General features: G+C 65.7%; 13 protein-coding genes and 2 tRNA genes. 2 read left to right on the forward strand and 13 right to left on the reverse strand.

Annotation, left to right across the window (positions count from 1 at the left end; translation table 11 throughout):
• Nucleotides 1–39: 39 nt before the first annotated feature.
• On the forward strand, nt 40–1,023 hold the full coding sequence (locus C1930_RS13550; protein WP_108771957.1) for a hypothetical protein: 984 nt from the start codon (nt 40–42) through the stop codon (nt 1,021–1,023).
• A 169-nt stretch (nt 1,024–1,192) separates the two neighbouring features.
• On the forward strand, nt 1,193–2,245 hold the full coding sequence (locus tag C1930_RS13555) for a serine hydrolase (RefSeq protein ID WP_108771958.1): 1,053 nt from the start codon (nt 1,193–1,195) through the stop codon (nt 2,243–2,245).
• Here the strand turns inward: C1930_RS13555 and C1930_RS13560 are convergent.
• The 13 genes from C1930_RS13560 to nuoL all read right to left on the reverse strand — a co-directional run bounded on the left by C1930_RS13560 (nt 2,214) and on the right by nuoL (nt 18,899).
• Nucleotides 2,214–3,782 carry a winged helix-turn-helix transcriptional regulator gene (locus C1930_RS13560; RefSeq protein WP_108756775.1) on the reverse strand — a complete coding sequence of 523 codons (1,569 nt, stop codon included), beginning with the start codon at nt 3,780–3,782 and terminating at the stop codon, nt 2,214–2,216. The two genes, C1930_RS13555 and C1930_RS13560, sit on opposite strands and share 32 nt — an antisense overlap.
• Before the next feature lie 179 nt (nt 3,783–3,961).
• Nucleotides 3,962–6,070 (reverse strand): polyribonucleotide nucleotidyltransferase, encoded by a 2,109-nt coding sequence (gene pnp, locus C1930_RS13565; protein WP_108750207.1) that lies wholly within the window; start codon nt 6,068–6,070, stop codon nt 3,962–3,964.
• A gap of 150 nt (nt 6,071–6,220) precedes the next feature.
• Nucleotides 6,221–6,481, reverse strand: a complete 261-nt coding sequence (rpsO, locus tag C1930_RS13570; protein WP_005410445.1) for a 30S ribosomal protein S15 — start codon at nt 6,479–6,481, stop codon at nt 6,221–6,223.
• A gap of 173 nt (nt 6,482–6,654) precedes the next feature.
• A complete protein-coding gene (gene truB, locus C1930_RS13575; protein WP_108756776.1) occupies nt 6,655–7,563 on the reverse strand; it encodes a tRNA pseudouridine(55) synthase TruB in 909 nt (302 codons plus the stop codon).
• A 65-nt stretch (nt 7,564–7,628) separates the two neighbouring features.
• Nucleotides 7,629–8,012, reverse strand: coding sequence for a 30S ribosome-binding factor RbfA (gene rbfA / locus C1930_RS13580; RefSeq protein WP_108750209.1), 384 nt, complete (start codon nt 8,010–8,012; stop codon nt 7,629–7,631).
• Between the two features lie 126 nt (nt 8,013–8,138).
• Nucleotides 8,139–10,784: a translation initiation factor IF-2 gene (gene infB, locus C1930_RS13585; RefSeq protein WP_108771959.1), complete on the reverse strand. Its 2,646-nt coding sequence runs from the start codon at nt 10,782–10,784 to the stop codon at nt 8,139–8,141.
• 92 nt (nt 10,785–10,876) lie between these two features.
• The gene (nusA, locus tag C1930_RS13590) at nt 10,877–12,388 is read right to left on the reverse strand and encodes a transcription termination factor NusA (protein WP_108750211.1); all 1,512 of its coding nucleotides are present in this window, start codon (nt 12,386–12,388) and stop codon (nt 10,877–10,879) included.
• A gap of 4 nt (nt 12,389–12,392) precedes the next feature.
• Complete coding sequence (gene rimP, locus C1930_RS13595) at nt 12,393–12,983, reverse strand: ribosome maturation factor RimP (protein WP_108753687.1); 591 nt, start codon at nt 12,981–12,983, stop codon at nt 12,393–12,395.
• Between the two features lie 367 nt (nt 12,984–13,350).
• Nucleotides 13,351–13,427, reverse strand: a tRNA-Met gene (locus C1930_RS13600).
• Nucleotides 13,428–13,509: 82 nt separating this feature from the next.
• Nucleotides 13,510–13,586, reverse strand: a tRNA-Met gene (locus C1930_RS13605).
• Nucleotides 13,587–13,713: 127 nt separating this feature from the next.
• The gene (nuoN, locus tag C1930_RS13610) at nt 13,714–15,174 is read right to left on the reverse strand and encodes an NADH-quinone oxidoreductase subunit NuoN (protein ID WP_108757771.1); all 1,461 of its coding nucleotides are present in this window, start codon (nt 15,172–15,174) and stop codon (nt 13,714–13,716) included.
• A gap of 15 nt (nt 15,175–15,189) precedes the next feature.
• Entirely contained in the window at nt 15,190–16,698 is a 1,509-nt protein-coding gene (locus tag C1930_RS13615; protein WP_108750214.1) for an NADH-quinone oxidoreductase subunit M, read from the reverse strand.
• A gap of 23 nt (nt 16,699–16,721) precedes the next feature.
• Nucleotides 16,722–18,899, reverse strand: a complete 2,178-nt coding sequence (gene nuoL, locus C1930_RS13620; protein ID WP_108756777.1) for an NADH-quinone oxidoreductase subunit L — start codon at nt 18,897–18,899, stop codon at nt 16,722–16,724.
• Nucleotide 18,900: the final 1 nt, after the last annotated feature.

An 18,900-nucleotide genomic window follows, 5' to 3' on the forward strand; every position in this document is an offset into this window, starting at 1 on the left:
CCCGCCTGCGCTATGGTGGCGCTGGAATTTCAACGGCACATGGACATGACCGCAGACCACCCCACAGACGGCGAACTGCTGGACGACAAAAACCTGGAGAAGCTGCAGGCACTGGAAGCGCGTGCCTATGCAGCGTTCGACGACGGCGACCTGCGCTATGCAGCCAGCCTGTTCGGCGAACTCGTCGAACAGACGCCCGAGATTTCCCATCTGCACTACATGCGCGGATTGGCCCACAAATACCTGCGTGACTGGCACGCGTCGCTGCGCGACAACCTGCAGTCGGAACAACGGCGCGATGCGTTTGACGAAGCCACTGCGTGGAATGCCGCTATTGCCGCGACCGGCGCCGGCGACTGGGTTGAAGCACGCCGGCAGTGGAACCGCTGTGGCATCACCCTGCCGGAAGGCGAAGGCCCGATCGAAGGCAACTTCGGCGTGGCCTGCGTACGCCTGGCGCCCTGGTCGGACGCCGAAGTGGTGTACATGACGCGCATCGATCCGGTGCGGGCACGCATCGACAACGTTCCACTGCCCGAAAGCGGCTTCCGCTTCGGCGACATCGTGCTGCATGACGGCGCATCGACCGGCCATCGCACCTACGGCGGACAGGACGTGCCGGTGTTCAACGCCATGCAGCGCCTGCAGCGGTCGGACATGGCGACCTTCACCGTGTTCGTGCACTGCGATTCAGCCGATGACATCGCTGCCCTGGAGGCGATGACGCTGCCTGGCATCGGCATGGTCGAGGACTGGACTGCCAACATCCGTCGGTTGTGCCGCCGCTGCAGTTACGGCACCCCGCACCAGCACGACAGCGAGGCAACGCCAGCTGATGACGGCACCTGGAAGCGCGAGCGCGATCTGGGCGTCGCCGCGCAGGGTCGGGCTGCGGTGGAGAAGCTGCTGGCAACGTGGACGGCGGCGGGGCCGGGGCGCGTGCTGGAGGCCATCGAACAGCGCGAGCAGTCGCTGAGTGATCCCGCGCCGGGCCAGGTCTGGTGGCTGGGGGAGGACGCGTAGCGTCGAGCTTGCTCGACTGCTGTCGGCGCAATCTCAAGGGCAGTCGAGCAAGCTCTACGCTACCTGCAGAGGCCCGCCACACCGGGCTTTCAGAATTCTTCAGCCGGATTTCCAGCACTTCAGACGGCACGCTGGCCGAATCAGGGCTCCCTTCAACGGAGCCTTGCCGATGCGCACGATCACCCTTCTCGTCCTGCTGCTGTGCACCACCCTGCCCTGCACCGCAGCCCCCTTGGATACGGCGCGCCTGAAGGCGCTGGAACAGGCCATCGCCAGCGATGAGCTCAAGCAGGTGCGCAGCGTGCTGCTGCAGGTCGAAGGCAAGGTGGTCTACGAGGGCTACTTCAACGGTGCCGACGCGCAGACCCTGCATGACGTGCGTTCGGCCAGCAAGAGCGTGACCGCACTGCTGGTCGGCGCGGCCATCGGCCAGCACCGGCTTCCGGGCGTGCAGGCCCGCGTGTACGACTACTTCCCGGCCTACACCGCCAGCCACAGCATTGACCCCCGCCTGCGCGCCACCACCGTGCAGGACCTGCTGACCATGAGCAGCCTGTGGGAATGCGACGACGAGAATCCGTTCTCGGCCGGCAACGAGGAACGCATGTACGTGGGCGAACGCTGGCTGGACTTTGCCCTGGGCCTGCCGGTGAAAGGCTTCGCGCCGTGGATGCAGCGCCCGCAGGACAGCCCGCACGGCCGCGCGTTCGCCTACTGCACCGCCAATTCCTTCGTGCTGGGCGCGGTGCTTGAACAGGCCACCGGGCAGCCGCTGGCCGACTTTGCCGCCACTGCGCTGGAGCGCCCGCTGGGCATTACCGAGCGCCACTGGAACCGTTCACCGGAAGGCATCGGCATGGGCGGCGGCGGGACCCGCTACCGCAGCCGCGATCTGGCCCGGCTTGGGCAGCTGGTGCTCGACCGGGGCCGCTGGCAGGGCCAGCAGCTGGTTCCGCAGGACTACATCGAGGCGATGGTGCAGGCGCAGGCGACCACCTCCGATGGCAGCGATTACGGCTACCAGTGGTGGGGCCTGAAACTGGACGCGCAGGGTGCACCGCGCACGGTGTGGGCGATGTCCGGCAACGGCGGTAACTACGTGTTCGTGCTGCCCGAGCAACGCGCGGTGGCGGTCGTCACGACCCAAGCGTTCAACCGCAGCTTCGCCCACCCGCAATCGCGGCGCATCCTTACCGAGTTCCTGCTGCCGGCGCTGCACTGAGGCTGGCCAGGTCATCTGGCCGCCAGGCGGCGGCCAGTACCTGCGCGCGCTGGCGGGCGATGTCGGTTTCCAGGCGCTGCAGCAGTGCCGGCCAGCCGGGTGCGCCGCGCAGGGGCACGAACAGCGGCGTGGTACGCAGCCAGGCCACGTCGCGGAAACCGTCGTCGACGGCCTGCTGTAGTGCCGCCACGGCGTGGTCCGTCTGGCCCAGGGCCTGCAGCAGCAGCGCCCGCTCGATGGCGGCATCGGGCCAGCCATCCCCTGCCCCTGCCTGGTCACCCAGTTGCTGCAGGCGCTGGCTGATCCATGCCGCCTGCGCCGGTTGCGCGCCATGCAGGGCCGCCAGGGTCTGGCCGAGCGACTGCTGCGGCCGCAGTTGCCGGCCCAGCTCGAAGGCCTGGGCCGCTGCTGCGGGGTCACCGGCCAACAGCGCCAGTTCCCCCTGCAGGCGGCGCAGCTGCGGGTGCGGCGTGCCACGTGCCAGGGCTTCGTCCAGCGCCTGCCGCGCCTGCTGCGGTGCGCCGGCCAGGTACAGGCTGCGCGGCCAGGCGATGTTCGAAAAGACATTGTCCGGGTACAGCTGGAAGTTGCGCGCGTGACGCTGCCCCGCCGCCTGGGTGAAGCCGAGCAGTTCCAGTTCGCGCGCGACCTGTACGTCACGGAAGCGCACGCGTTCGGGCGCCTTCAACGACAGGTTCTGGCGCAGTGCGGTGGCCAGCTCGCCGCGCTCCTGCTGCAGGTAGGCCAGCGACGCGCGGCTGCGTTCGTCGCCAGGGTCCAGCTCGATGGCGTGGCGGTAGCCGGCCATGGCCTGGCGCATGTCACCCAGGCAATCCTGCGCGTAGCCCCAGAGTGCATGCGTGGCGGCCTCGCGCGGCGCGCGCCGGCGCTCCTGCTCGGCCAATGCCAGCGCCTCCCTCATCTGCGCAGGGCTGCCATTGAACAGGCAGCCCTGCGCCGACAGCGCGCGTGACAGGCCGCGCCGGGCCGGTGTGGATTCCGGATCGGCCTGCAGGGCCTGCCGGTACAGACTGATCGCCCGTTCGTTGTTGCTGGCCTGGCCGATGCCGGCGTAATAGTCGGCGCGCTGCAGCAGCGACTGCGCGGCGCCTTGCGGCGCAGGCCGTGACCAGAACAACAGTCCGACAGCGACCGCCAGCAACGCGGCCATCGAGGCGAACAGCGCGGCCCAGCGGCGCCAGCGGGCGCGCGGCGTGGGGGCCTGGACCGGCAGCGGCGGCGCACACAGCTGGTAGCCGCGCGCGCGCACCGAGCGGATGTAACGGGGATTGCGGCCGTCGTCACCGAGCGCCTGGCGGAGCAGCTTCACCCGCTGGCTGATCGCGTCTTCGCCCACCACGGCCGGCGCCCATACCTGGGCGGCCAAGGTGTCGAAATCCACGACGTCGGTGCCATGGGCCAGCAGCACGTCCAACAGGGTCCAGCTCAGGCCGCTGACGGGCAGTACCTCGCCGTCACGACTGACCCGTTGCGACGGGCGATCGATCTCCAGGTCGAGCAGGCGCAGGCTGTCCATGGCCGCAGCATAGCGGCAAGAACGGGGCGGAGCGCAGACAAAGAAAAAGCGGGCCGAAGCCCGCTTTTTCATGATTGCGATGCCAGCGGTGGGGTGTCAACCAAGGTTGACACCTACCGGGGTGGCGGCGGTGGGGTGTCAACCACGGTTGACACCTACCGTCATCGACCGGAGGTCGATTACTCGGCGCTGGCGCCTTCGCCTTCTTCCACGGCCTTCATCGACAGGCGGATACGGCCCTGCTTGTCGACTTCCAGCACCTTGACCTTGACCACGTCGCCTTCCTTCAGCACGTCGCCGACCTTCTCGACGCGATCGCTGGAGATCTGCGACACGTGGACCAGACCGTCCTTGCCCGGCAGGATCGTGACGAACGCACCGAAGTCCATGATCTTGGCGACCTTGCCTTCGTAGATGCGGCCCGGCTCGACGTCCGAGGTGATCTGCTCGATGCGGGCCTTGGCGGCCTGGGCAGCGATGGCATTGACCGAGGCGATGACGATGGTGCCGTCGTCCTGGATGTCGATCTGGGTGCCGGTTTCCTTGGTGATGGCCTGGATGGTCGAACCACCCTTGCCGATCACTTCGCGGATCTTGTCCGGGTGGATCTTGATGGTCAGCAGACGCGGCGCGTAGTCCGACAGCTCTTCGCGCGGAGCGGTCAGGCCGTGGGCCATTTCGCCCAGGATGTGCAGACGGCCAGCCTTGGCCTGCTGCAGCGCCTGCTTCATGATCTCTTCGGTGATGCCTTCGATCTTGATGTCCATCTGCAGGGCGGAGATGCCCTCAGCGGTACCGGCCACCTTGAAGTCCATGTCGCCCAGGTGATCTTCGTCACCCAGGATGTCGGACAGGACGACGAAGCGATCGCCTTCCTTGACCAGACCCATGGCGATACCGGCCACCGGGGCCTTCACCGGCACGCCGGCGTCCATCAGGGCCAGCGACGAGCCGCAGACCGAGGCCATCGACGAGGAACCGTTCGACTCGGTGATTTCCGAGACGACGCGGATGGTGTACGGGAAGGCTTCCAGCGACGGCATGACAGCCAGCACGCCGCGCTTGGCCAGGCGACCGTGGCCGATTTCACGGCGCTTCGGGCCCATCATGCGGCCGCACTCACCCACCGAGAACGGAGGGAAGTTGTAGTGGAACAGGAAGTTTTCCTTGTACTCACCGGCAACGGCGTCGATGACCTGGCCGTCACGGGCGGTGCCCAGGGTGATGGTCACGATGGCCTGGGTTTCGCCGCGGGTGAACAGCGAGGAACCGTGGGTACGCGGCAGCACGCCGGTCTTCACGGCGATCGGGCGGACGGTGTCCAGCGCACGGCCGTCGATGCGGACCTTGGTGTCCAACACCGAGTCACGCATGGTGCGGTATTCCAGCTCGCCGAATTCCTTCGACAGCTCGGCCGGGTTCCAGCCCTCGGCGGCCACGCGGCCAGCCAGGCTTTCGACCACGTCCTTCTTGATCGCCGAGATGGCGTCGCGGCGCTGCAGCTTGTCGCGCACCTGGAAGGCTTCGCCCAGGCGCGGGCCGATGGCTTCCTTCAGGGCGCCGATCAGCACGTCGTTCTTGGCCGGGGCTTCCCAGGTCGACGGCTTGGTGCCGGCTTCGACGGTCAGCTCGTTGATCGCGTTGATGACCTTCTGCATTTCGCGGTGACCGAAGGTCACGGCGCCCAGCATCACTTCTTCGGACAGCAGCGCGGCTTCGGATTCAACCATCAGCACGGCGTTGGAGGTACCGGCGACGACCAGTTCCAGCTGCGAGTCAGCCAGTTCGCTGACGGTCGGGTTCAGGATGTACTCGCCGTTCTTGTAGCCGACCTTGGCAGCGCCGATCGGACCCATGAACGGGGTGCCGGCCAGAGCCAGGGCAGCCGAGGCGCCGATCAGGGCCGGGATGTCGCCGTCCACGTCCGGGTTCAGCGACATGACCGTGGCGATGATCTGCACTTCGTTCTTGTAGTCTTCCGGGAACAGCGGGCGGATCGGACGGTCGATCAGGCGCGAGATCAGGGTTTCCTTCTCGGTCGCACGGCCTTCACGCTTGAAGAAACCACCCGGGATACGGCCGCCGGCGTAGAACTTTTCCTGATAATCGACGGTCAGCGGGAAGAAGTCCTGGCCTTCGCGCGCGCTCTTGGCGGCGACGGCGGTGACCAGCAGTACGGTGTCGTCCATCTTGACGATGACGGCGCCGCTTGCCTGGCGGGCGACTTCGCCGGTCTCAAGCGTGACGGTGTGCTTGCCGTACTGGAAGGTTTTGGTGATTTTTGCCACGGAGGGTGTCCTTGGGGATGCTGTCTGCGAATTGGACCGTCGGCGACCCTTGCCGCCTGCGGGTGGCCGGATCGTTCCGGCCTGAATCGGGGATTGCGGTGCTACAAAACAAAACCGCGGCGCATCGCTGCGCCGCGGGGGATTCGTTGCTTAGCGACGCAGGCCAAGCTTTTCAATCAGGGCCTTGTAACGCTCGACGTCCTTCTTCTTCAGGTAGTCGAGCAGGCTGCGACGGCGGTTGACCATCTGCAGCAGGCCGCGGCGGCTGTGGTGGTCCTTCTTGTGGGTCTTGAAGTGGCCGGTCAGCAGCTCGATGCGGGCGGTCAGCAGGGCGACCTGCACTTCCGGGGAGCCGGTGTCAGCCGAGCTGCGCTTGTTGTCTTCAATGACCTTCTGGGTGTCGATCGACATTTCTTTTTTCTCTGTGATGCGTGGCCGGCAGGAACGCGCTTCGCGCACCGCCAGGCTCGCCGTGGACTACGAGGATGAAACCTGCCGGAGCAGGCTGCCGGAAAACGGCCGCGAAATTGTAACGGTCGGGGCCCGGCGGAACAAGGACCGGGGCTGAATGCGCCCCGCCCCGGTTACAGGTTGAAGCGGCGCTGCGGCGCCAGCAGGCCACCGGCATCCACCTGTCCCAGGCCCTGCGGGGTGCCATCGGGCCCGTATACGGCCACCAGCCCCGGGGGCCAGGCGGCATCGCGCTGGCGCTGCCCGACACAGAAGCGGTGGGCCTGTTCGGCATCCAGTTCGACCCGGGGGTACTCGGCCAGGCCGGCCGCCAGCGGCAGCAGCAGCGCCTCCATGCCGGCCTCGTCGCCGGCCTCGACCATGGCGCGCAGCTGGTCCAGGGTCACCATCACCGGATCACGGAACGGTTCGACCCAGAGCCGGCGCAGCGCACTGATATGCGCGCCGCAGCCCAAGGCCTCGCCCAGGTCACGGGCCAGGCTGCGGATGTAGGTGCCCGAGCCGCAGGTCACGCGCAGGCGCAGGCGCTCGGGCTGCTGCTCGAGCACCTCGATGGCATGCACCTGGACCTCACGCTCCGGGGCTTCGATGGCCTCGCCGCGGCGGGCCTTCACATACAGCGGCTCGCCGCCCTGCTTCAGCGCCGAATAGATCGGTGCGCGCTGGCGGATGCTGCCGGTCAACGGGGCCAGCGCGGCCTGCAGGGCGTCGGCGCTGATGGCCGGCACCGGGCGCTGCAGCAGCACCTGGCCTTCGGCGTCATCAGTGTCGGTGGTCTGGCCGAGCACGACCTCGGCGTCATAGGCCTTGGCAGAGCCCAGCAGCAGGCCAGCGATCTTGGTCGCTTCGCCAAAGCACAGCGGCAGCAGGCCGGTGGCCAGCGGGTCCAGGCTGCCGGTGTGGCCACCCTTCTCGGCACGGAACAGGCGGCGCGCCACCTGCAGGGCGGCGTTGGAGCTCATGCCGGTCGACTTGTCGAGCAGCAGGATGCCATCCAGACGGCGGAACTGAATTCGGGTCATGACGTTGATGTCGGCGGACGCCGCCGGTAGCGCCGGGCCATGCCCGGCGTGCGCGCAATGCGCGGTTATTCTTCGTCGCTCTTGCGACGCTTCTCTGCGGCCAGCGTATCGGGCAGGTCGCGCAGGATGTTGTCGATGTGCTCACCACGATCGACCGAGTCGTCGTAGTGGAAATGCAGCTCAGGCACGTGGCGCAGCTTCATCGCCCGGGCCAGGTCCATGCGCAGGCGATAGCCCAGCTCGCGCAGGCCCTTCACTGCTTCGGCCGAACGTTCCGGCATCAGCGCGGTGACGAACACCTTGGCATGGGCCATGTCGCGGGTGATTTCCACGTCGGACACGCTCACCGAGGGCAACCCATGCTCGCGCACGGCGTTGTGCACCAGGGTGCCGAGTTCACGGCGCAGCTGGGCGGAGACACGGTCGGTTCGATGGAAGGTTTTGGGCACGCGGTCAGGCTCTTGATTTGAATGTGACCCGACCAAGGTCGGGCACTACCAGGGATGGTAACCCGACCAAGGTCGGGCCCCACCGGGTTGGCGGACCGGTCCGTGAAGACCGGCCACCTTGCAGCATTACAGGGTGCGCGGCACTTCGATACGCTCGAAGCACTCGATCTGGTCACCCGGCTTCACGTCGTTGTAGGCCTTCACCGCGATACCGCATTCGGTACCGTTGCGGACTTCCTCGACGTTTTCCTTGAAGCGGCGCAGCGATTCCAGCTCGCCTTCGAAGATGACCACGCTGTCGCGCAGCACGCGGATCGGCTTGTTGCGCTTGACCACGCCCTCGATGACCATCGAGCCGGCAACGGCGCCCAGCTTGGAGCTGCGGAACACGTCGCGGACTTCGGCGATACCGATGATCTCTTCGCGGATTTCCACGCCCAGCAGACCGGAGGCCACCTGCTTCACCTGGTCGATCACGTCATAGATGATCGAGAAGTAACGCAGATCCACGCCGTTGGATTCGATGATGCGACGGGCCGAAGCATCTGCACGCACGTTGAAGCCGATGACGGTGGCCTTCGAAGCGGCCGCCGAGTTGGCGTCCGATTCGGTGATGCCGCCCACGCCGGAGTGGATCACGTTGATGCGGATGTCTTCGTTGGACAGCGCGACCAGTGCCTGGCTCAGCGCCTGCACCGAACCCTGCACGTCGGCCTTGATGACCAGGTTGAGGACCTGCTGGCCCTCGCCCTTGCCCAGGGTCGCCATGATGTCTTCCATGCGGCTGCCAGCGGTGGCCACCAGGCGCGATTCACGGCGCTTGGTCTCACGCTGCTGGGCAACGTCCTTGGCCAGGCGCTCGTCCTCGACCACCACGAAGTCATCACCGGCTTCCGGCACGCCGGACAGGCCCAGGACCTGCACCGGGATGGACGGGCCAGCGAATTCCGGCTGCTTGCCGGTTTCGTCGAACAGCGCACGCACGCGGCCGTACTGGATGCCGCACACCAGGTAATCGCCCTTCTTCAGGCGGCCCTGCTGCACCAGCACGGTAGCGACCGGGCCACGGCCCTTGTCCAGCGACGATTCGATCACCACGCCCGAGGCGCGGCCTTCGTCGACGGCCTTCAGTTCCAGCAGTTCGGCCTGCACCGACACGGCGTCCAGCAGGTCGTCGATGCCCAGGCCGGTCTTGGCCGAGATCTCCACCATCTGGATGTCACCGCCGAACTCTTCGGCCACGACCTGCTCGGACAGCAGCTCGTTCTTGACGCGCATCGGGTCGGCGCCGGACTTGTCGATCTTGTTGATCGCCACGATCAGCGGCACACCGGCCGAGCGGGCGTGCTGGATCGCTTCCTTGGTCTGCGGCATGACGCCGTCGTCGGCCGCCACCACCAGCACCACGATGTCGGTCAGCTTGGCACCGCGGGCACGCATCGAGGTGAACGCGGCGTGGCCCGGGGTATCCAGGAAGCTGATGACGCCCTTGGGCGTATCAACGTGGTACGCACCGATGTGCTGGGTGATGCCGCCGGCTTCGCCGTGGGCAACCTTGGTACGACGGATGTAATCCAGCAGCGAGGTCTTGCCGTGGTCGACGTGGCCCATGATGGTGACCACCGGCGGACGCTGCACGGCTTCGCCCTGGTTTTCACCGGTCGAGGCCAGCAGTGCGTCTTCGGCGTCGTTGTCATTGGCACGGATCGCCTTGTGGCCGAGTTCTTCGGTCACCAGCGCCGCGGTGTCGTGGTCGATGGACTGGGTGATGGTGGCCATCACGCCCATCTTGAACAGCGCCTTCACCACCTCGCCGCCCTTCAGCGCGAGCTTCTGCGCCAGGTCGGCCACAGTGATGGTCTCGCCGATCGCCACTTCACGCACGACCGGTGCGGTCGGACGCTCGAAGGCGTGCGGACCGGCGTTGTTGCCGCCACGCGACATGTCACGACGGCCGCCACTCTGGTTGCGACCACCCGGACGACCCCGGTTGTTGCTGTTGTTGCTGTTGCCACGACGCGCACGGTCGGCCGCCGACAGATGCATCTGGCCGGCGAAGCGATCGCCCGGGCCACGCTCGTTGCGCGGCGCGTTGCGGTTGTTGCGGTCGTCGCTGCGCGGCGGCGGCGGCGCACTGCGCGGCGCAGCCGGAGCGGCGGCCGGCGTACGCGGCGGACGCGGCGCGGTTTCGTCGATCGGCGCGCGCTTGGGCTTGGTGGCGGCAGCCGCCTCGGCAGCCTTGGCGGCGGCCGCCGCTTCTTCGGCAGCCTTCTTTTCGGCCTCTGCACGTTCCTTGGCCGCAATCTCTTCCTCACGGGCACGGACGATGGCTTCGTCGCGCAGACGATCCTTCTCGGCCAGGGCCTGCTGTTCGGCGAGGTTGCGGGCGCGCGACTCTTCCAGCTTGCGCAGGATGTCGGCGCGCTCTTCGTCCGGCGTCATCGGGCGAGCACCATCCTTGACGTAGGTACGCTTCTGGCGCACCTCGACATTCACGGTCGTCTTGCTGCGACCGGAATTGACCGTCACTTCCTGCTGTTTCCGGCGGTTGAGGGTGATCTTCTTTGCAGACTGATCGGTCTCTTCCGGGGCCTGCTCGGGCTTGCCGTGCGAACGACGAAGGAAGCCCAGGAGCTTCACCTTCTCGGTGCTGGTCACGACCTGGTCGGGACCGCTGAACTTCATGCCGGCACCGGCCAGCTGTTCCAGCAGTTTCTCGACCGGTGTGTTGACCAGTTCGGCAAGCTTGCGGATGGTGGTTTGCTGCGACATTCGGATCCTATGATCTTGTGGGCGCCCCCCCGCAGATGGAGGTGGCGCGGATTCTACGCCCTGATCGGCTCAGGGCCCTGTTCATTGCCGGCTCATTCGCCGCGTTCCAGTCGGGCGATCTCCTCGGCACGCGCGGCCAGGATCAGCGCCGCGGCGCGCTCCTGGTCCAGCCCTTCAATGCCGAAGTCCATGACCTCGTCGGCGGCCAGGTCGGAAAGCTCCTCGCTGGTACGCACGCCGTGGCCGGCCAGCGCATACGCGGTGGCTTCGTCCATGCCCTTCAGGGACAGCAGGTCCTGCGCCGGCTGGCCGTCTTCAAGGCCTTCTTCGACTGCCAGGGCCTCATTGAGCAGCGCATCGCGGGCACGAGCGCGCAGCTCTTCGACGATGTCTTCGTCGAAACCTTCCACGGCCAGCAGTTCGCCGACCGGGACATATGCAATTTCTTCGACCGTGCCAAAGCCTTCGGTCACCAGGATGCCGGCGATTTCCTCGTCCACTTCCAGCTTGTCCATGAACAGCTGGCGGGCCGATGCCTGCTCGGCTTCCGACTTGGCGGTGACCTGGTCCTGGGTCATCACGTTCAGCTGCCAACCGGTCAGGCGGCTGGCCAGGCGCACGTTCTGGCCACCCTTGCCGATGGCCTGGGCCAGGCGGTCTTCGGCCACGGCCAGGTCCATCGAGTGCTTGTCTTCATCGACGATGATCGACTGCACTTCGGCCGGCGCCATGGCGTTGATGACGAAGTTGGCCGGGCTCTCGTTCCACAGCACGATGTCCACGCGCTCGCCATTGAGCTCGTTGGACACGGCCTGCACGCGCGAACCGCGCATGCCGATGCAGGCACCGATCGGATCGGTACGGGTATCGTGAGCCAGCACGGCGATCTTGGCGCGGTCGCCCGGATCGCGGGCACAGGCCTTGATTTCCACCAGGCCCTGGCCGACTTCCGGCACTTCCAGCTTGAACAGCTCGATCATGAATTCCGGTGCGGCGCGGCTGATGAACAGCTGCGGGCCGCGGGGCTCCGAACGCACTTCGGCCAGGTAACCGCGCACGCGGTCGCCGGCGCGCAGCACGTCGCGCGGAATGCCCTTGTCCTTCGGAATGAAGCCTTCGGCGTTGCCGCCCAGGTCCACGTAGATGTTGCCGCGCTCGGCGCGCTTGACCACACCGGTGATCAGCTCACCCACGCGGTCCTTCCACGCATCGACCACCTGCTGGCGCTCGGCTTCGCGCACGCGCTGCACGATCACCTGCTTGGCGGCCTGGGCGGCGATACGGCCGAAATCGGGGTTTTCGATCTGCTCTTCGATGTAGTCGCCGACGTCCACGCCTTCGGCTTCGTCGACGGCGTCCATCAGGCGGATCTGCCGGTCCGGCGACTCCATGACCACGTCATCGGCCACCACTTCCCAGCGGCGGTAGGTTTCGTAGCTGCCATCCTTGTGGTCGATGACCACGCGGGTCAGCACTTCCTCGTCGGGATAGCGCTTCTTCGCTGCCGAGGCCAGGGCGGCCTCGATGGCATCGAAGATCACTTCACGCGGCACGCCCTTTTCGTTGGCGACCGCGTCCACTACCAGCAACAGTTCCTTGCTCATTGGCTCACTCCGCGCGCGGCTTCTTTGCCGCCGGCTCGTTGGAAGAAGAATTCTTGTCCGTCTTCGGACGCTTCGGCGCCGGGCCGGTCGGCTTGCTCGGGGCCAGGCCCAGGGCAACCCAGTCCGGCATGATCCGGGCCTTGTCGATGTTGTCGGCCGAGACCACCACTTCCGTCTTGTCGACGATGAAGGTGATGGTGTCTGCGGCCTCGTCGGTCGCCTCGATGCGGCCCTGCAGGCGACGACGGTTGTCCTGCGGCAGCTTCAGCACGACCTTGGCCATTTCGCCCAGGTGACGGCCGAACTGTTCCAGGTTGAACAGCGGGCGATCAACGCCCGGCGAAGATACTTCCAGCGTGTAGTTGCCGCTGATCGGGTCTTCCACGTCCATCTGTGCGGACACTTCGCGGCTGACGCGCTCGCAGTCGTCCACGTTGATGATGCGCTCGGGCTGCTCAGCCAGCGGCACGTCGATGTAAAGACGCAGGGTTGCACCGCCGGGGGCCGGCAGATATTCAACGCCCAGCAGCTCCAGGCCCAGCGACACAACGGTCGGGGCGAGCAGATTCGCGATGTCGGTTGCCTTGTCGCTCACAGCCTGCCTTGATCTCTTGGTTGGGTGCCGGCCACGGCCGGCGGGGAAACATGACGCCCCGGAAACGACAAAGGGCCCGCAGGGCCCCTTTTCCGGAAAGACTCCGGTGACTGGATTCCGGTTGCAGCACCGTGTGTCAGCGAGCTGCGGCCCTCCTTCCGGGTCCGGACTCCCGATGGGAGACCGCCTTCAGGGGTAATGCTAGGCCGCTGATGATAGCGGTTGCACCGCGCTGGTGCAAGGTTCGGGCCAGGGGTCAGATCCCTTTTCCTCTGGAAAAGGGATCTGACCCCAACCCAGCGAAAACGACGCAGACCACCAAAGAAAAACGCCTTCGAAGCAGGACTTCGAAGGCGATCTCTTTACTTGGTAGCGGGGGCAGGATTTGAACCTGCGACCTTCGGGTTATGAGCCCGACGAGCTGCCAGACTGCTCCACCCCGCATCAGAAGCGGAATTATGAGCGATGACTTCAAAACATGCAAGCCTTCCCTCGTTCATCAAACCGGTTGGCGCCGATATGAAGTTGGTAGCGGGGGCAGGATTTGAACCTGCGACCTTCGGGTTATGAGCCCGACGAGCTGCCAGACTGCTCCACCCCGCACCGGAAGTGTTTGAACTGCTGCCCTGCTCTTTCGAGGAGGGCTACCGCAACGATGTTCTGGCTGAACCGCTGCAGTGACAACTCAGGCTGCGCATATTACACGAATCGCGCAGCTTTGTGTCAACTTTTATGCAAGATGCGCAAAAGCCTTCTGGCACCACAGCATGATCGGGTTCCAGGACAGGCCCAGGGCCAGCAGTGCCAGGGCGTTCACGCCCAGCACCACGCCCAGCACGCGGTCGTTGCTGCGCGGCATGGCCTCGCCCACCGGCTCATCGAAGTACATGACCTTGATGACACGCAGGTAGTAGAAGCAGCCCACCACGGCGCACAGCACGCCCAGGATGGCCAGCCACAGCAGGCCGCCGTTGATGGCAGCGCCCAGCACGGCCAGCTTGGTCCAGAAGCCCAGGAACGGCGGAATGCCGGCCAGCGACGCCATGATGCACAGCACCAGGCCGGCCATCCACGGGTTGCGGGCGTTCAGGCCCTTGAAGTCTTCGATGTTCTCGGCTTCAAAGCCCGCACGCGACAGGGCGATGATCGCGCCGAAGGCGGCGGTGGACATGATGGCGTAGGCCAGTGCGTAGAACAGCGCGGCGGCATAGCCCTGCGCACCGCCACCGGCAATACCCATCAGCAGGAAGCCGATGTGCGAGACGGTGGAGAAGGCCAGCATGCGCTTCAGGTTGCTCTGCGCGATTGCCATCAGGTTGCCCAGCACCAGCGACACCGCGGCCAGGCCGCCGATCAGCATCTGCAGCTCGGTGGACAGCGGGCCCACGCCCATTTCCAACAGGCGGTAGGCCATGCCGAACGCGGCCAGCTTCGGTGCCGAGCTGATGAACAGCGCGATCGGGGCCGGGGCACCCTGGTACACGTCGGGCAGCCACATGTGGAACGGCGCGGCACCGAGCTTGAAGGCGACGCCGGCGATCATGAACACCGCACCGGTGATCAGCAGCACGCGCTCTTCCGAGTGCGGGATGGCGTCACGGATGACATCCAGGTGCAGGCTGCCGGTGGCGCCGTAGATCAGCGACATGCCGTACAGCAGCAGGCCAGAGGCCAGCGAACCGAGGACGATGTACTTCATCGCCGCTTCCGAGGCCAGGCCGTTGTCGCGGTTGCTGGCCACCAGGGCGTAGGAGCACAGGGCCAGCAGTTCCAGGCCCAGGTAGACCATCAGCAGGCTGCCGGCCGAGACCAGGATCATCATGCCGGCGGTGCCGAACAGGATCAGCACCGGGATTTCGCCCTGGAACAGGTTGCGGTCACGCAGGTAGCGCCAGCCGTAGACCAGGGTCAGGCCGCTGAGCAGCACGATGCCGGTCTTCATGACGTCGGCCGCCGTGTCGCGCACGAACATGCCGTGGAAGACCTCGCCCTGCCCGCCCACGCCGGTAGCCAGCATGAACAGCACCACGGCCAGCGCCGCGAGCGAGAACAGATGGGTGACGATCTTGTTCCGGTTGCTGACGAACAGGTCGAGGATCATCAGGGCGAAGGCGCTGCCGATCAGCACCAGCTCGGGGGCGAGCGGTGGCAGGTCGGCGGCGGTCAATGGCAGCAGCGGCGAGGTGGTCATCATCAAATCCTGGAATTACAGCAGCTTGCTGGATGCGATCTGCATGGCCAGCTTGGCGATCGAGGGCTCCATCAGGTCGGTCAGCGGCTTGGGGTAGATGCCCAGAGCCAGCACGCCGACGGCGAACACGCCCAGCACCAGCCATTCGCGGCCGTTGATGTCCTTCAGTTCGGCCACGTGGCTGTTGGCCACTTCACCGAAGAAGATGCGCTTGTACAGCCACAGGGTGTAAGCCGCACCGATGATCAGGGTGGTGGCCGCGCCCAGGGCAATCCACGGGTTCCGCTGGAAGGCCGACAGGATGACCATGAATTCACCGACGAAACCGCTGGTGCCCGGCAGGCCTGCATTGGCCATGAAGAACAGCATGGCGAAGGTGGCGAACCAGGGCATGACATTCACCACGCCGCCGTAATCGGCGATGCGGCGGCTGTGCATGCGGTCGTACAGCACGCCCACGCAGGAGAACATCGCGCCGGACACGAAGCCATGCGAGATCATCTGCACCATCGCACCCTGCAGGCCCAGGCGGGCGGCGTCGGCGTTGCCGGCCTCACGCACCAGCCACAGTGCAATGAAGGTGCCCAGGGTGACAAAGCCCATGTGCGCGATCGACGAATAGGCGATCAGCTTCTTCATGTCGTCCTGCACCAGGGCGACCAGGCCGACGTAGATCACCGCGATCAGGGACAGGGCGATGACCAGCCAGGCCCACTCGTTGGACGCGTCCGGCACGATCGGCAGGTTGAAGCGCAGGAAGCCGTAGCCACCGATCTTCAGGGCGATGGCGGCCAGGATGACCGAACCGGCGGTCGGCGCTTCCACGTGCGCGTCCGGCAGCCAGGTGTGCACCGGGAACATCGGCACCTTCACCGCGAAGGCGATCAGGAAGGCGAAGAAGATCCACGTCTGCTCGGTGGCCGACAGCTGCAGCGCGTACAGGTCGGCCAGCTGGAAGCTGCCGCCCTTCATGTACAGGTAGATCAGCGCCACCAGCATCAGCACCGAGCCGAGGAAGGTGTACAGGAAGAACTTCAGCGCTGCGTAGATGCGGCGCGGGCCGCCCCAGACACCGATGATCAGGAACATCGGGATCAGCATCGCTTCGAAGAACACGTAGAACAGCATCGCGTCGGTGGCAGCGAAGATGCCGACGGTGACGCCTTCCAGGATCAGGAAGGCCGCCACGTACTGGTTCACGCGCTTGTTGATCGCGCTCCAGGCACCGATCAGGGCGAGCACGCTGACCAGCGTGGTCAGCAGGATCAGCGCCACGGCGATGCCGTCCACGCCCAGGTTGTAGCCGATGTTGTACGCCGGGATCCACGCGTGGGTCTCGACGAACTGCAGGGCATCGATGCCCGGATCGTAGCCGGCCAGCAGCGGCAGGCTTGCCGCGAAGGTCAGCAGCGCGACGCCCAGCGACGCCCAGCGGGCGGTCTGCGCATCACGGATCGCAAGAATCAGGGCACCGCCGATGATCGGCAGCCAGATGAGGACACTGAGTAGGGGCCAGTTCGACACGTCTTCTTATTCCGTACAGGTCATCAACGCAGGTAATGCATCAGCACGCCCAGCAGGGCAATCAGGCCGATGATCATCGCGAAGGCGTAGTGATAGAGGAAACCGGATTGGGTACGACGCAGCACGCCGGCTGCGACGTCCACAACACGTGCCGAGAGATTGACCACGCCATCGACGATGTTGCTGTCGATCCAGCGCGACACCTTGCCAAGCTTGACGCTGCCGCCGGCAAAGCCATCGATCCACAGCTTGTCGAAGCCGTACTTGTTTTCCAGCACCGACACCAGCGGGGCGAAGGTCTTGCGTGCCTTGCCCGACAGGTCCGGCTTCCACAGGTAGAACAGCGCGGCCAGCAGGAAGCCCGCCAGGGTCAGCCAGAACGGCGGCAGCATCATGCCGTGCAGCGCGAACGCCACCGGGCCATGGAACTCTTCACCCAGGAAGGCCACGGTGTTCTTGGCCGGATCGTAGAAATCGACGATGCCGGTGAAGAACGTGTTGACCTGGCCCTTGATGGCCGCGTGCGCGTGGTGGCCGGCCCAGTCGGTGCCATGCAGCATCGGACCGATGCTGAAGAAACCGATGGCGATGGACGGAATGGCCAGCAGGATCAGCGGCAGGGTCACCACCCACGGGGTTTCGTGCGGCTCATGCGGACCGTGGCCATGGCCGTGGTCGTCATGGGCATCGCCGTGGTGCGCATCAGCATGATGGGCATCGGCCGCGTGGTGATCGTCATGGCCGTGGCCATGGTCGTCGTGGTGCGCGTCACGGAAGCGCTCCGGACCGTGGAAGGTCAGGAACAGCAGACGGAAGCTGTAGAAGCTGGTGACCAGCACGCCACCCAGCACTGCCCAGTAACCGTAGGTGGCCACCCAGGTGTGCTGCATGTGGGCGTGGATCTCGGCCGCCTCGATGATGGTGTCCTTCGAGTAGAAGCCGGAGAAGAACGGCGTACCGACCAGGGCCAGCGTACCGATCCACATGGTGATGAAGGTGATCGGCATGTACTTGCGCAGGCCGCCCATCTTGCGCATGTCCTGCTCGTGGTGCATGGCGATGATGACCGAACCGGCACCCAGGAACAGCAGCGCCTTGAAGAAGGCGTGGGTCATCAGGTGGAACACGGCGGCCGAATAAGCCGACACGCCCAGTGCCACGGTCATGTAGCCCAGCTGCGACAGGGTCGAGTACGCGACCACGCGCTTGATGTCGTTCTGCACGATACCGATCAGGCCGGTGAAGAAGGCCGTGGTGGCACCGATGAACAGGATGAAGTTCAGCGCGGTCTGCGACAGCTCGAACAGCGGCGACATGCGGGTGACCATGAAGATACCCGCGGTGACCATGGTCGCGGCGTGGATCAGTGCCGAGATCGGGGTCGGGCCTTCCATCGAATCGGGCAGCCACACGTGCAGCGGAACCTGGGCCGACTTGCCCATGGCACCGATGAACAGGCTGATGCAGATGACGGTGGCGATCGACCAGACCACCGGCGCGCTCAGCAGCTGCATGCCGAACAGGGTGCCGTCCCAGATCTGCATCTTGGCTTCAGGGCTGGCCAGCACGCCGGCCTGCGAGAACACCTGCGAATAGTCCAGGGTGCCGAACACCCACAGCACGCCGGCGATACCCAGCAGGAAGCCGAAGTCACCGACGCGGTTGACCAGGAACGCCTTCATGTTGGCGAAGATCGCGGTCGGGCGCTTGAACCAGAAACCGATCAGCAGGTACGACACCAGGCCCACCGCTTCCCAGCCGAAGAACAGCTGCAGGAAGTTGTTGCTCATCACCAGGGTGAGCATCGAGAAGGTGAACAGCGAGATGTAGCTGAAGAAGCGCTGGTAGCCCGGGTCTTCTTCCATGTAGCCGATGGTGTAGATGTGCACCAGCAGCGACACGAAGGTGACCACCACCATCATCATGGCGGTGAGCTTGTCGACCATGAAACCGACGTGGGCCGAGTACTGGCCGACTTCGAAGAAGGTGTACAGGTTCTGGTTGAACGGCTGCGCGCCGCCCCACAGCAGCTGGTACAGCGTGTACATCGACAGGGCGCAGCTGATGGCCACGCCGAGGATGGTGACGGTCTGCGCGCCGAAGCGCTTGACCTGGCGACCGAACAGGCCGGCGATGATGCTGCCGAACAGCGGTGCAAGCACCACTGCGATCAACAGACTCTTGGAGAGAGTGATTTCCATC

The organism is Stenotrophomonas sp. SAU14A_NAIMI4_8 (assembly GCF_003086695.1).
GTDB lineage: Bacteria > Pseudomonadota > Gammaproteobacteria > Xanthomonadales > Xanthomonadaceae > Stenotrophomonas.

Coding starts and splice junctions, on each gene's coding strand:
- C1930_RS13550 (WP_108771957.1), top strand. CDS start 40: ATGGACATGACCGCAGACCACCCCACAGACGGCGAACTGCTGGACGAC.
- C1930_RS13555 (WP_108771958.1), top strand. CDS start 1,193: ATGCGCACGATCACCCTTCTCGTCCTGCTGCTGTGCACCACCCTGCCC.
- C1930_RS13560 (WP_108756775.1), bottom strand. CDS start 3,782: ATGGACAGCCTGCGCCTGCTCGACCTGGAGATCGATCGCCCGTCGCAA.
- rpsO (WP_005410445.1), bottom strand. CDS start 6,481: ATGTCGATCGACACCCAGAAGGTCATTGAAGACAACAAGCGCAGCTCG.
- truB (WP_108756776.1), bottom strand. CDS start 7,563: ATGACCCGAATTCAGTTCCGCCGTCTGGATGGCATCCTGCTGCTCGAC.
- infB (WP_108771959.1), bottom strand. CDS start 10,784: ATGTCGCAGCAAACCACCATCCGCAAGCTTGCCGAACTGGTCAACACA.
- nusA (WP_108750211.1), bottom strand. CDS start 12,388: ATGAGCAAGGAACTGTTGCTGGTAGTGGACGCGGTCGCCAACGAAAAG.
- nuoN (WP_108757771.1), bottom strand. CDS start 15,174: ATGACCACCTCGCCGCTGCTGCCATTGACCGCCGCCGACCTGCCACCG.
- nuoL (WP_108756777.1), bottom strand. CDS start 18,899: ATGGAAATCACTCTCTCCAAGAGTCTGTTGATCGCAGTGGTGCTTGCA.